This window comes from Arthrobacter sp. Bi26 (genome assembly GCF_918697925.1).
GTDB lineage: Bacteria > Actinomycetota > Actinomycetes > Actinomycetales > Micrococcaceae > Arthrobacter.
In genome coordinates this window covers 1-12,687 of the sequence record NZ_CAKKMF010000112.1, presented here as the reverse complement: position 1 = coordinate 12,687, position 12,687 = coordinate 1, and the positions used below count along the sequence as shown (strand labels likewise).

General features: G+C 66.8%; 10 protein-coding genes. 7 read left to right on the top strand and 3 right to left on the bottom strand.

Going from position 1 to position 12,687, the window contains the following annotated elements:
• Window positions 1–1,022 (top strand): LacI family DNA-binding transcriptional regulator (locus LQV16_RS20920; protein WP_356815857.1); only part of this gene is annotated, 1,022 nt, incomplete at its 5' end.
• A gap of 10 nt (window positions 1,023–1,032) precedes the next feature.
• Here the strand turns inward: LQV16_RS20920 and LQV16_RS20915 are convergent.
• Entirely contained in the window at window positions 1,033–1,638 is a 606-nt protein-coding gene (locus LQV16_RS20915; protein WP_229995777.1) for a DUF1992 domain-containing protein, read from the bottom strand.
• Window positions 1,639–1,849: 211 nt separating this feature from the next.
• On the opposite strand from LQV16_RS20915, the gene LQV16_RS20910 reads away from it, so the two are divergent.
• Window positions 1,850–2,083 carry a hypothetical protein gene (locus LQV16_RS20910; RefSeq protein ID WP_229995776.1) on the top strand — a complete coding sequence of 78 codons (234 nt, stop codon included), beginning with the start codon at window positions 1,850–1,852 and terminating at the stop codon, window positions 2,081–2,083.
• Between the two features lie 184 nt (window positions 2,084–2,267).
• The gene (locus LQV16_RS20905; RefSeq protein ID WP_229995775.1) at window positions 2,268–4,304 is read left to right on the top strand and encodes a glycosyltransferase family 2 protein; all 2,037 of its coding nucleotides are present in this window, start codon (window positions 2,268–2,270) and stop codon (window positions 4,302–4,304) included.
• 21 nt (window positions 4,305–4,325) lie between these two features.
• Here the strand turns inward: LQV16_RS20905 and LQV16_RS20900 are convergent, their stop codons facing one another.
• Window positions 4,326–5,264: an MBL fold metallo-hydrolase gene (locus tag LQV16_RS20900; RefSeq protein ID WP_229995774.1), complete on the bottom strand. Its 939-nt coding sequence runs from the start codon at window positions 5,262–5,264 to the stop codon at window positions 4,326–4,328.
• A 384-nt stretch (window positions 5,265–5,648) separates the two neighbouring features.
• On the opposite strand from LQV16_RS20900, the gene LQV16_RS20895 reads away from it, so the two are divergent.
• The 4 genes from LQV16_RS20895 to LQV16_RS20880 all read left to right on the top strand — a co-directional run bounded on the left by LQV16_RS20895 (window position 5,649) and on the right by LQV16_RS20880 (window position 11,792).
• The gene (locus tag LQV16_RS20895; RefSeq protein ID WP_229995773.1) at window positions 5,649–7,247 is read left to right on the top strand and encodes a helix-turn-helix domain-containing protein; all 1,599 of its coding nucleotides are present in this window, start codon (window positions 5,649–5,651) and stop codon (window positions 7,245–7,247) included.
• Complete coding sequence (locus LQV16_RS20890; protein ID WP_229995772.1) at window positions 7,244–8,176, top strand: glutaminase; 933 nt, start codon at window positions 7,244–7,246, stop codon at window positions 8,174–8,176. Before LQV16_RS20895 ends, LQV16_RS20890 begins: the two co-directional genes overlap by 4 nt.
• Window positions 8,177–8,250: 74 nt before the next feature.
• A complete protein-coding gene (locus LQV16_RS20885) occupies window positions 8,251–9,765 on the top strand; it encodes an amino acid permease (RefSeq protein ID WP_229995771.1) in 1,515 nt (504 codons plus the stop codon).
• A 275-nt stretch (window positions 9,766–10,040) separates the two neighbouring features.
• Entirely contained in the window at window positions 10,041–11,792 is a 1,752-nt protein-coding gene (locus tag LQV16_RS20880) for a thiamine pyrophosphate-dependent enzyme (protein WP_229995778.1), read from the top strand.
• 107 nt (window positions 11,793–11,899) lie between these two features.
• On the opposite strand, the gene LQV16_RS20875 is transcribed toward LQV16_RS20880, so the two are convergent.
• On the bottom strand, window positions 11,900–12,439 hold the full coding sequence (locus tag LQV16_RS20875) for a DinB family protein (protein WP_229995770.1): 540 nt from the start codon (window positions 12,437–12,439) through the stop codon (window positions 11,900–11,902).
• Between the last annotated feature and the right edge of the window lie 248 nt (window positions 12,440–12,687).

Here is a 12,687-nt window from a genome sequence, read left to right as displayed (position 1 = left end):
CGCCGGCCCCCGGCCAACCGCCCCGCCGGCCCACCATCCGCGACGTCGCCGAGCGCGCCGGGGTGTCCAAATCCCTCGTGTCCCTGGTGCTGGGCGGATCCTCCAACGTCGGCGCCGGCCGCCGGCAGGCCGTCCTGGACGCGATGGCCGAGCTCGACTACAGGCCTAACCAGCTTGCCCGCGGGCTTTCCAGCCCGCACAGCGGCACTGTCGGCGTGCTGCTCAACGACCTCCGGAATCCCTGGTTTGTCGAACTCCTCGAGGGCCTGAGCGCGACGCTGCACGCGGCCGGCGTCTCCCCCGTCCTCGTCGATTCCTACACCGACCACCGGGTGGGCCGCCGTTCCGTGGAAACCCTGCTGGAGCAGCGCATCGACGGCATTGTGGTGGTCGGCACCACCTCAGAGGAAGCCGCCCTGGAGGCCGCCATCGCCAGTGTGCCGGTGGTCCTCGCCGGCACCCGGGAGCCCGCCCTGCCCGGAGCGGACATCGTGGTTGACGACGACGCCTCCGGTGCCCGCCAGGCGGCCGAGCACCTCATCGCCCTCGGGCACCGGCGCATCGCCCACCTTCAGGGCCCCGGCGAGATCGGCCGGCTGCGACGGGCCGGCTACGAGGATGCGATGCGGGATGCCGGGCTGGATCCCTGGGTCGTGGCCGGCGGCATGAGTGAGGAAAGCGGATCCGACGCCGCCCACCGCCTGCTCGCAGGACCGGAGCGGCCCACCGCGATTTTCGCCTTCAACGACCTCGCCTGCATCGGCGCGCTCTCAGCGGCCGCCGACCAGGGCCTCACGGTACCGGGCGACCTCTCGCTGGTCGGATACGACAACACGTACCTCGCCCGCATACGCCACTTGTCCCTGACCTCGGTGGACAACGGCAACTTCGCCGTGGGCCTGCAGGCGGGGAAGTTCATCCTGGAACGGCGGGAAACCCGGGATCTTCCGCAGCGCCTGTACCTCGTTCCAACGCAGCTTGTGGTCCGGGGCTCCACCGGGCACGCCCCGGACAGCGCTTAGCCAGAGCCGGTTAGCCGGCCCCGTTCCAGAGTCGCCGCCACCAGGACTGCTTTGGTTCCGGCTCGGGCGGGTCAGCGGTGGCCGCGGCAGCCCGGCGCCCCCGCCAGCGGTCCAGTTCGACGTCGACGTCGCGCGTCTTGGTGATCACGGGTGGCCCGCCCTGGAGCTGCCGCCGGGCATCGATGACCCTCGCGTTGAAGTCCTCCACGATCTCGCGCACCTGTTTTTCGCTGAACTGGGCGTCCAGACGGGCATCAAGTTCGACGTCCTCGGTGCGGAGCAGGATCGCTTTCGGGCCCAGGCCGGAGATGTTCTCCCGCTGGATCAGGCCCTTGACCCACCAGTCGGGGTCATACGCCTCGCCCAGCCCTGGAATGGGTTTGCCGGCGTATTTGAGGTTGTCGAACTTGCCCTGCGCCATGGCGTCCCGGATCAGGTACTCGGCCTTGGCGGCGTCGTCGACCTTGGCGCGCTTTTGCCGGAGTTCTTCCTCGGCCGCGTTGAGCGCGTCGTTCTCCTGGGCGGTGCTGCCCGAGACCCGCACCGCCCGGAGTTCCGCGGCCCGCTCCACCCGACGCCGGAACGCGCTGTTTGAACCGCTCACCCCACTGCTCATCAGCCACCACCGTCCTCGCCTGCCGGCATCGCGGATCTGCCCTTCCAGTATGAGGAACAGGCGGGCGGGGGCAAAGGGGTGTCCCCGCCGAGACGGGAACCTTACGCCCCCGTAACCCCGTGTTAACCCGCCCGTGCGAGGCTGGGGACTTCGGACAAACTAAGCATCCTTCCCATCCTGCCTGCACAGCAAATCCCGAGGAGTTCCAGCCGTGAACAGCCAAGAGCACAGTGCATCCGGAAACCCCCAGCCCACCAGTCGCGAGGAAGCAACCGAGGCGCTCAGCAGCACCCACGTCACACATGTCCGGGAAGACGTGGCCATGGCCGGACGGTGCGCCAACGTCCACCTACCCACCGGGCGCACCTGCTCGCTGCCCGTGCGTCATCCGGGCTCATGCAACTTCGTCGGGCCCGAGGACGCGAACAACCTGGCAGCGCACTGATTCACAGACGAAGCCGCTTTGAACGAAGTGGCGGGCCCTAACAGAGCCCGATGGACCGCGGCGCCTCCCGCACGGCACCCCAGACGCAGTATTGTCCAAGGATTGCGGACAACCCGGCCAAAAACACCGCCGCGCGGCTACGCTGATCGGACATTGAGCACCGGATCTAGCTGAGGGAGATCACGTGCCTCGTGAAAATGTCCGTGAAGACCTACGGCAGCGCGCCGACAGCGCATCGGCTGAACCACTCTCCGCCGGAAGATCCGTTGCGCCGCGGCCCGTTCCACTTGATGCCACGGCGCTGACCCGTGCCGGCATTGCCGGCTGGGCCGCCCGCCTGGGACCTCCGGGACCGGAGGCACCCCGGTCACGGCGCCTGGCGCATGTGGGCGGCATCGCGGCCATCGTTGCCCTGGTCCTGTACCTGACCTGGCGTGTCCTGTTCACGATGCCGTCGGGGGAATGGAACCTGACCATCGCCTGGATCCTGGTCACTTTCGAGGCCCTGCCGCTGGCCGGCCTCATCCTGAAGGCATGGTCCGTGTGGAACATCGACAGCCATCCCCCGGCGCCCGTGACGGAGGCCCCGAACGGCATGCGGGTTGCGGTGCTGATCCCCACGTACAACGAGCCCATCGAGGTTCTGACGCCCACGGTCGCCGCCGCCTGCGAGCTGGCCCCGGCGCATGAGACGTGGGTTCTCGACGACGGCGACCGGCCCTGGGTCGAGGAAATGTGCATCGCCTATGGTGCCCGGTACGTCCGCCGGGCCGTCCACGACCACGCCAAGGCCGGCAACATGAACCACGCCCTGGGCCTGATGGCCGCCGAAAAGGCCGCGGGCGGCCCCGGCATCGACATCATCGCCGTCCTGGACTGCGACCACGTCCCGCTGCCCACATTCCTCACCGCCACCTTGGGCTGGTTCGAAGACCCCGAGATCGCCCTGATCCAGGGCCCGCAGTCCTTCTACAACGGCGGCGCGTTCGACGACGACGGCATCACCGGGGAGCAGGGCACCTTCTTCAACGTCCTCATGGCGTCCCGCAACGTTCCCGACGCCGGGCCGTTCTGGTGCGGGTCGACGTCGTTGTTGCGACTGAGCGCCCTGGAAGAGGTGGGCGGCGTGGCGACCGAGACGATTACCGAGGACATGCACACCACGCTCAAACTCGTCCGGCGCGGCTGGCGGACCGTCTACCACCACCAGACGCTCGCCGTCGGGCTCGCACCGGCGACGCCGGACCAGTACCTGCTGCAGCGCCGGCGCTGGGGCATGGGCGCGATGCAGATCCTCGTCCACGAGAAACTGTGGGCGGCGAAGGGCTGGATGTCGTGGCGGAATTACCACGAGTACCTCAACGGCACGCTGTGGTGGCTGGAGGGCATCGCCACGCTGGTGGCTTTCCTGATTCCGGTAGTGATCATGCTGTCCGGGGCACAGACCTCCACCGCCGGCCCGCTGCTCTTCACCGGGGTCTTCCTGGTCATGTTCACCGTGCGCCTGTGGGGGTCAAAGCAGCTCATGCGCAACGAAATCCACTGGCCCACGGCCTTCGCCCTGCGGATCTTCCGCGTCCCGGTAGGCCTCGCGTGCCTCTGGTGGCTCATGTCCCGGAACATCCTGGAGTTCCAGGTGACGCCCAAGGGCGCCGCCGACCTCCGGCTCCGGGGCCGGACGCCGCGAATCCTCATCGTGATGGTTGTCCTCATCGCCGCGGTGATTCTGTACGCGGCGGCCGGACTGGCCGGGCTGGTGCCCTGGCGCACGACGCCCGGTTCCACCGTGGCCTCCGGCGCCTGGCTGGTGCTCGCCGGCGTGGTCCTGGTTCTCGGGACGCGGCGGATCCGGGCCGCCGAATTCGCCACTTCCCGCCGCAACGCCTACCGGATGGAGGTGTCCGCGCCGGTGGAAGCCGAAGGCGCCGGCGGAGAGCTGCTGGACATTTCGGTCGGTGGCGCTGCGGTTCGTTTCCCGCGCGGAACGCTGCCGGCTTCGGGGCCGGTCACGCTCCGGCTGCCGGAGGCTGCACCGGTCCGGTTGCAGGTGATCCGCACCACCGGGCAGCCGGACGGAACCGAGATCGCGTCCCTGCAGGCGGCCGACGACGACTGGGCCACCTACCGTGCGCTGTCGTTGTGGATCTTCCACACGCCCGCAGGGGCGCTGCCTGATTTCCCGCCCGGCGTCCCGGCCGCGGCGTCGCTGCGGGGCCGCTGAGGGTCACCGACAGCTGCCGCCTCAGGCCCCTTCGAGGCAGAGGATGAAGCCGGGGAACACGTACCGGCCGGGGCGTCCGCCTACCTCGGCGATGGCCCGGCGGATCTCCCGGAGTTGCTCGACGGTCATCTGCAGCGGTGGTTCGTCGGGCTGGTACGTGGTGAAGACCGGATAGTCGACGCCGGGCTGCCGCGACATTTCGATGTGGCAGCCCAGGACGTGGGTGACGGGGTGGGTGCTGCAGAACCCGATCAGCCGGTCGATGGTGCGGACAAACGCGGGCCAGTCCTGGATGTACAGCCGGCCGGGATAGACCGTGTCCCCGGTGAGGAGGAACCCGGTGTGGGGATCGTAGAACGTGACCGCCGCGTTGTGGTGCCCCGGGCTGGGCCAGCACTGCAGGACGCGGCCGCCCAGATCCACCTGCGCCGGCTCCACGTCTGCCGGCGAAGCGCCGCCGCCAAACCCGCCGCCGCCGTCGTCGCCGGTATTGCCGGAAGCGCCGGTGAATCCGAAGAATTCCCACGCACTGTCCCGGTCCGCGTCCACAAGGACGGTGCCGGGGCGGCCGGCGAACTGGGCGTCCCCCGCAACATGGTCGCCATGCGGATGCGTATGGAGGACAAGGAGCCGGTAGCCGTCACGGGGATGAGCGGCAAGCCAGGTTTCCATGAGGCCGTCGACAACGCGGCGCAGGGGGAAAAAGTCCGGGGATGCGGTGGCGCCGGTATCGATGAGCACGGCCCGGGCGCTGCCGAACAGCAGGAACATGAACGGCGCCTCATAGTTGACCGCCATGTTCTGGCGCAGGATGAAGGTGTGCTCGTCGTAGGCATGGACCTGGATGTCCGGGTCCGCGTTGTGCTTCGCCGATTCTGATCCGTGGATCCAGGAAACGTCCAGATCACCGGAACGGGCGTGGCCTGCGGTGAAGTCAATGAGCTCCGGGGGCGTCTCCATGCGTTCTCCTGTGTGCGTCAGTGCTAGCGGCGGTGCGGCGGACGTCAGGTCCGCAATGACGCACCAACACTCCATGATGACCGGTCCCTTTCCGGTCCTCAAACCCCGTCGATTGCTCCGTAGATGCCCTTTTGAGGAGTGATTACGGCACTTACGGAGCAAACGATGGGGTGGTGTTGGCTTTGGGCTGCATGGGGTGCGCCTCTCGCCGACAAATAACCACAAATTACCGGTAACGCGGAGTAGGTCCCCCGCCTTGGTCCGCAGACCTAAAACTGGCTGCGTAATTTAGGATATTTTCTATACTTTTGGCGAGAGCGGCTGGATAGCATGAGGTGTCCGGACAAAGCAGTCCGGGCGGGTGCCGATGTCAGAAGGAAGCCCATGGCCGCAGCTACAGTGGACGACATCCTCGCGGATCTCCCCCTCGGTTTCGCCAGCCTGATGCTTCGGCCGTCCCGCACGGACGCGGCGATCGAACGCTTTCTAATCGTTGACGCCGACGACGAGACCTCCGACGGCGGGTCTGCGTTTGTCCTGCTGATCGGCGTGCGCGGACGCTCCGCCTTGCCGGCGGTGCGGCGCCTCTTGAAAAGCCCTCCACTGGTCCTGGCGGTCAAGGGCAGCCACGAGGAACTGGCGGAAGCGGAAGAGCTGCTGCGCGCCGCCGGAACCGGGCTGCTGCTGGTGGACCCGGCGGCAGACTGGGACCGCCTGCTGTCCATCGCCAAGGACAGGATCCAGCCGCCCAGCTACCAGAGCGAAGTACTGACCCTGCTCGAGGAAGACCTCTTCGCCATCGCCCAGACCACGGCCCGCCTGACCTCCAGCCACGTGGTGATCGAGGACGCCGCCAACAAGGTCCTGGCGTACTCCACGGTCACCAACGCCATTGACGAGCTGCGCAAGGCCTCGATTCTGGCCCGGCGCGGCCCGCGCAAGTACGAACTTCTACTCAAGGACCTCGGGGCCTACCGTGAGCTGCACCGGACCCGCCTGCCGGTCCGGGTGCCTGCCCGGCCTCAGGATGGCCTGCGGGAGCGCGTTGCCATCAGCCTGTTCGCCGGCGACCGCATCATGGGCTACATATGGCTCCAGGAAACCGGCGGCGGCTTCGGCGACGACGTCGACTACGTGCTCACGGGCTCAGCCGCGCGGGCCTCCGCCGAGCTGATCCGGTACCGCAACCAGCAGTCCGTGCACATGCGCGAGGACCGGATCGTGCGCCTCCTGTCGGGTCCCGCCGAGGCTGCGGCGAGCGCACACAGCGAGAAAATCCCTGCGGACCGTCCCGCGGCCCTGATCCTGATTGGCCTCTCGGCATCCGAAGCCCAGGAGAACGACGCCGCACTCAAACACGGCGAGCTGGCAAACCTCGCTTCAATCCATGCGGCCGCCTACAAGCCCTCAGCCATCGTGGGACAGTTTCGTGGCGACACCGCCGTGATCCTTCCCGGACTCCAGTCCGCCAACGCCGGCGCCGGGCTGCGGAGCCTGGCCGAGGCAATCGTCAAGGACGCCACCAAGCACCTCGGCATCAGCACCTTTGCCGCCGTCGGACCCACGGTCGCCGACCTGCTCTCCCTCCATTCCGTGACCGGAATATCCGAGGCCCTGCTGGGCTGCATGCGCCGGTCCGGCGAAGCCCCGGTGGCCGAGGTGGACGACTTCGAAGCCGAGATCCTCTTCCACGACGCCGTGGAGAACTTTACGACGGCGGCCTTCCGGCACCGCAGCCTTTGGGCCCTGCTCCGCGAAGACGCGGAACTGGCCGAAACCCTGCGGGCCTTCTTCGACGCTTCCCTGGACGTGGCCGAGTGCGCCAAGCGGATGCAGCTACATAAGAACACCGTCTACTACCGGATCGGCAAGGTCAGCCGGATCACCGGGCTGGACCTCGGCAATCCCCGCCATTCACTGGTCGCCCTGCTTCATGTTCAGGAGTGGGCCGGCACGCAGAAGGAGCACCTGGGCAAGAAATGATGACAGCACTCGATTCGCCGCCGCTTGGCCTAGTACTGGATGACATTGTCCGCAGCCACCGGCCCCGGACGGAAGCGGGGTCAGTTCCCGCAAACATTCCCCACCTGCAGTCCCCGCCGTTCGACCGTTTCGGCATCGCAGTTGCCACGACGTCCGGGGAAGTGTTCAGTTCCGGCGACGCCGGTCTTCCGTTCTCCATCCAGAGCATCTCCAAGGTCTTCACCTTGGCGATGGCCCTCAGCGCCGATGACTCCGGCTCGTTGTGGTCCAGGGTCCTGCGCGAGCCGTCAGGGACGTCCTTCAACTCCCTGGTCCAGCTTGAAGTCGAGCACGGGGTCCCGCGGAACCCCTTCATCAACTCCGGCGCCCTGGTGGTCACCGACCATCTGATGGAAAGATCTCCGGACGCCGCCGCTCAGGTCCTGCGTTTCCTCAACGGCCAGGTCGGTCAACCGGGTCCTTTCATCGACGAGATCGCCGCAAGGAGTGAACTCTCCAGCAGCAGCCGCAACCTGGCCCTCGCCCACTTCCTGAAGGAATTCGGCAACCTGCGGCGGCCCGCACAGGCAGTGGTCGAGAACTACGTCAGGCAGTGCTCAATCATGATGACCTGCGTGGAGGTGGCCAAGGCAGGTCTTTTCCTCGCGCAGGATGGTCGCGGAGCGCAGGGCGCGGTGATCTCCAGGAGCGAGGCCAAGCGCATCGGCTCCATCATGCTGACCTGCGGCATGTATGACGCAGCCGGCGAGTTTGCCTACCGCGTGGGACTTCCGGGGAAAAGCGGTGTGGGCGGCGGCATCTTGGCGATCGTCCCCGGCGAGTGCGCCATCTGCGTCTGGAGCCCGCGGCTGGATTCCAAGGGAAATTCCCTGGCAGGCACGGCGGCTCTCGCTGACCTGTCCGACCGCACCGGGTGGTCGATCTTCTGATCTGACGCCTGGCTGTACCCCACAACCTCCCTCCAGAACCCATTTAGATCTCTGACAGATCGAAAGGAACACCCATGCCCAACAACCCCAATGACGAGGTTGGCTTGTACCAGGCTGATGGTGGCCACGCCCACGCTTCGGATGCCTTGATCCATGCGGAGGACTCGGGATACCACAAGAGCCTGAAGCCCCGGCAGATCCAGATGATCGCGATCGGCGGCGCCATCGGAACCGGCCTGTTCCTGGGCGCCGGCGGCCGGCTCAACGCGGCCGGCCCGTCACTGGTCATCGCCTACGCCGTCTGCGGCTTCTTCGCGTTCCTGATCCTGCGCGCCCTGGGGGAACTGGTGCTGCACCGGCCCTCGTCAGGATCGTTCGTGTCCTACGCCCGCGAATTCTACGGAGAGAAAGCCGCGTTCATCTCCGGCTGGTTCTACTGGATCAACTGGGCCACCACCACCATCGTGGACATCACCGCCGTGGCCCTCTACATGAACTTCTTCGGCAAATATATCCCCTGGATGGGGGCCGTACCGCAGTGGGCGTGGGCGCTGATCGCCCTCGTCGTGGTCCTCTGCCTCAACCTCGTCTCCGTCAAGGTGTTCGGCGAGCTCGAGTTCTGGTTCGCCCTGATCAAAGTCGCGGCCCTCGTCGCGTTCCTGCTGATCGGCACCTACTTCGTCATGTTCGGAACCCCCGTGGAAGGCCAGGAAGTCGGCTTCAGTCTCATCACCGACAACGGCGGCATCTTCCCCAACGGCCTGCTGCCCATGATCATCCTCATGCAGGGCGTGCTATTCGCCTACGCCTCGATCGAACTGATCGGCACCGCCGCCGGCGAAACCAAGAGCCCCGAAAGGATCATGCCCAAGGCCATCAACTCCGTGGTCTTCCGCATCGCCGTCTTCTACGTCGGCTCGGTCATTCTGCTCGCCCTGCTGCTGCCCTACACCTCGTACGAAAAAGGCGTCAGCCCGTTTGTGACGTTCTTCGGATCCATTGGTATCCAGGGCGTGGACGTCATCATGAACCTCGTGGTCCTCACGGCCGCCCTGTCCTCGCTGAACGCCGGCCTGTACTCCACCGGCCGCATCCTGCGCTCCATGTCAGTGGCCGGATCCGCCCCGAAGTTCGCCCAGCGGATGAACAAGGCCGGTGTCCCCTATGGCGGCATCGCCATCACCGCCGGAGTCTCCCTCCTCGGGGTCCCGCTGAACTACCTGGTCCCCGGCCAGGCGTTCGAGATCGTCCTGAACGTCGCCTCCGTAGGCATCGTCGTCACCTGGGCCACGATCGTGCTCTGCCAGATCCAGCTCAAACGATGGGCAGACAAAGGCTGGCTTGAGCGCCCCTCTTTCCGGATGGTCGGCGCCCCCTACACCGGGTACCTCTCCCTGGTGTTCCTGCTCGGCGTGCTCGTCATGGTCTTCATCGACTCCCCGCTCACGCTGCTGGTGACCTTGGTCGCCTGCGCCCTGATGGTAGGCGGCTGGTACGCCTGCCGGAAACAGATCCACGACATCGCCGAAACCCGCGACGGCTTCACGGGCGCCGCGCCAGTGCTGGCCAGCCGGACCCCAATCCGCTAATCGAACATCCTGTTGCCGACCGGTCACACAACCCGACATACAACCTGAAAGCCTCCATGAAGCCACGAAACCCGCTCAGTCCCGGCCGAACTAGCACACTGCAGGAACTCGACCCGCCAGCCGCAAACACAGGCAAGCCGCCGGCGTCGAACGACAGTTGCGAAGACGGCTGCTTCTTCTGCACCGGACCGGAAACAGACTAGGCATCAGCAACCGCTCCGCTGAGTTCAGCGGACATGCCATGCCCGCCAACCAACCCAAGAAGACAAGTAGTGATGAAAACGGAGTCTGCACCCACCATGACCGCGACCGACACCCACCCAGTTGAAGGCGACACCATCAAAACCCTACAGACGGTCCCAGGGGCTATCCTGGATAACCTCAACGGCGCCAGCACCCTCAAGTCCGCCGGCCACGTGATTGTAGATTCGCTCGTGGCGCACGGGGTGGAACGCACCTTCGTTGTCCCGGGGGAAAGCTTCCTGGACGTCCTCGACGGGCTGCACGGCTCGGACATCGAGACCGTGGTCTGCCGGCACGAGGGCGGCGCCGCCTACATGGCCGAGGCCGACGGCAAGATGAACCAGCGTCCCGGCGTCGCCATGGTCACCCGCGGACCCGGGGCAGCGAACGCCCACGTGGGCCTGCATACCGCTTGGCAGGACTCCACCCCGATGCTGCTCTTTGTCGGCCTGATTCCGTTCGCGCACCGGGACCGCGAGGCGTTCCAGGAGTTCGACATCAAGGCGTGGTTCGACACGGGGGCCAAACGCGTGATGGTCCTCGACCACCCCGAGCGGGCCTCCGAGATTGTCGCGGAGGCAATGTTCGCGGCCATGAGCGGCCGTCCCGGGCCAGTGGTGGTGGGTCTGCCGGAGGACATCATCCGCGCACAGATTGATCCGGCCCTGCACCCGCCCATCCCGGTGGCCGCAGGCGGGATGAGCACTTCGGATGCCGGCGCCCTCGCCGAAGCCCTGGCACAGTCCAAGAAGCCGCTCTTCGTCACCGGCGGGAACGACTGGACCCAGGAAGCAGCCGGGGAGCTCACCCGGTGGCTGGAAAAGCACCACATCCCTGCCGCGGCGGAATGGCGCACGCAGGGGACCGTCTCCTCCGATTCCCCCAGCTATGTGGGACCGATCGGCTACGGCCGGCCCCGCCCCACGTACGACCTCCTGGAGGAAACCGATCTGCTTGTTTTCGTCGGGACGGTCCCGGGGGACGTGATCACGGACGGCTTCGTCTGCCGGCAGGACTGGAACAAGAAGAACTTCCTGGTCACCATCGATCCCTCGCTGCGCGGCCGCTCCGGCCCGGTCTCCCGCCAGATCCTGGCCAAGCCGGAGGCTTTCGTCCGGGATCTGGTGAACATCGACTTGCCCGTCAAGGAAGAGTGGAAGGCGTGGACGGCCCGGATGCGCGCCGAGCAGCAGTCCTTCGCCAGCCTTCCGCCGTCGAAACCCGGCAACGGGCCCGCAAAAATGGACACCCTGATGGCGAACCTCGTGCCGCTGCTGCCGGAGGACGCCATGGTGACGTTCGGGGCGGGCGAGCACACCAACTGGGCGCACCGGTATTTCCCCACCCGGTGCTACGCCTCGATGATCAGCGCCCGCAATGGCTCCATGGGCTACTCGGTGCCCTCGGCCATCGCCGCCTCGCTGGCCAGCCCGGAGCGCCGCGTGGTCACCATCGCCGGCGACGGGGAATTCCTGATGAACGGCCAGGAGCTCGCCACGGCCGCCCAGTACGGAGCCACACCGCTCATCATCGTGATGGACAACCAGGAGTACGGCACCATCCGCACGCACCAGGAACGCCACTACCCGTCCCGCGTATCGGGGACGCAGCTGAAGAACCCCGACTTCGGCATGATGGCCCGGGCGTTCGGCGGTTTCGGCATCACGGTGACCGAGGATCAGGACGTCCCGGCCGCCCTGGAGGCTGCGCTGACCGCCATCGACCAGGACGGCGTGTTCGCCCTCGTCCACCTCGTCGTCGAACAGCGGGTCAAGGCATACTAGATCGCGCCAGTAATACCTGGTTGCTCTATCAGTCCTGGTCGTCATTCCGCGTCCGTGACCGCCAGGACTGATAGAGCAACGGGTGGTAGCGTCGACCCGCCTCGAGGCTACTCCCCCGTCTCGCCGTCCAAGGCCTCGCGAAGGAGGTCGGCGTGGCCGTTGTGCCGGGCATACTCCTCGATCATGTGGCACAGGATCCAGCGCAGGCTCGGCGCCGACCCGTCCGGCCACGGGCGCCGGGCCAATTGGTCCAGGCCACCGCCGGCCAGGGCCTCCGCGACACTGATCCGGGACCGGTCCACGGCATCCTGCCACAGGGTCCGCAACTGGTCCGGGGTGTCCCCGGCGGCGGTTTCCCACTCCCAGTCCGGGTTGGCCTTCCAATCCACGGTGTCGAACGGGGCCTCCCGGTCCCGGGCGTGCAGGGAATGGGAAAACCATGCGCCCTCCACGTAGGCCATGTGCTTCAGCAGCCCGCCCAGCGTCATCGATGAGGCAGCGGTAGTGGCCCCGAAGCCGGCGGCGTCCAGTCCGGCGCACTTCCACGCCAGCGTGGCCCGCTGAAAGTCCAGGAATCCCAGGAGGGTCGCGGCTTCGTCGCCTGCTAGGGGAGGTTCCGGGCGGCCCTGCTCGTCAACAATTGTCATGCGCGTGAGTCTAGCGGCGCGGCCTCCGGCGGCCTCGTGGCGCGCCGGTGCAGCCCACCCGCCCCGCCGGCCTCGCGCTCGGCCTCGAACTCGCCGGAATCTCTCCCCTTCGCCGGGAAAGCCCTGTGTGTCAGGCTGTTGTGTGACAGGTTTTCTGTTGCTGGAGCCGGTGCTCAGAGCGGGGGAAGGTCCATCATGGACTTCGTTATGCCTGTTCGTGTTTCGAACCGGAAGCACTTCACTACCGA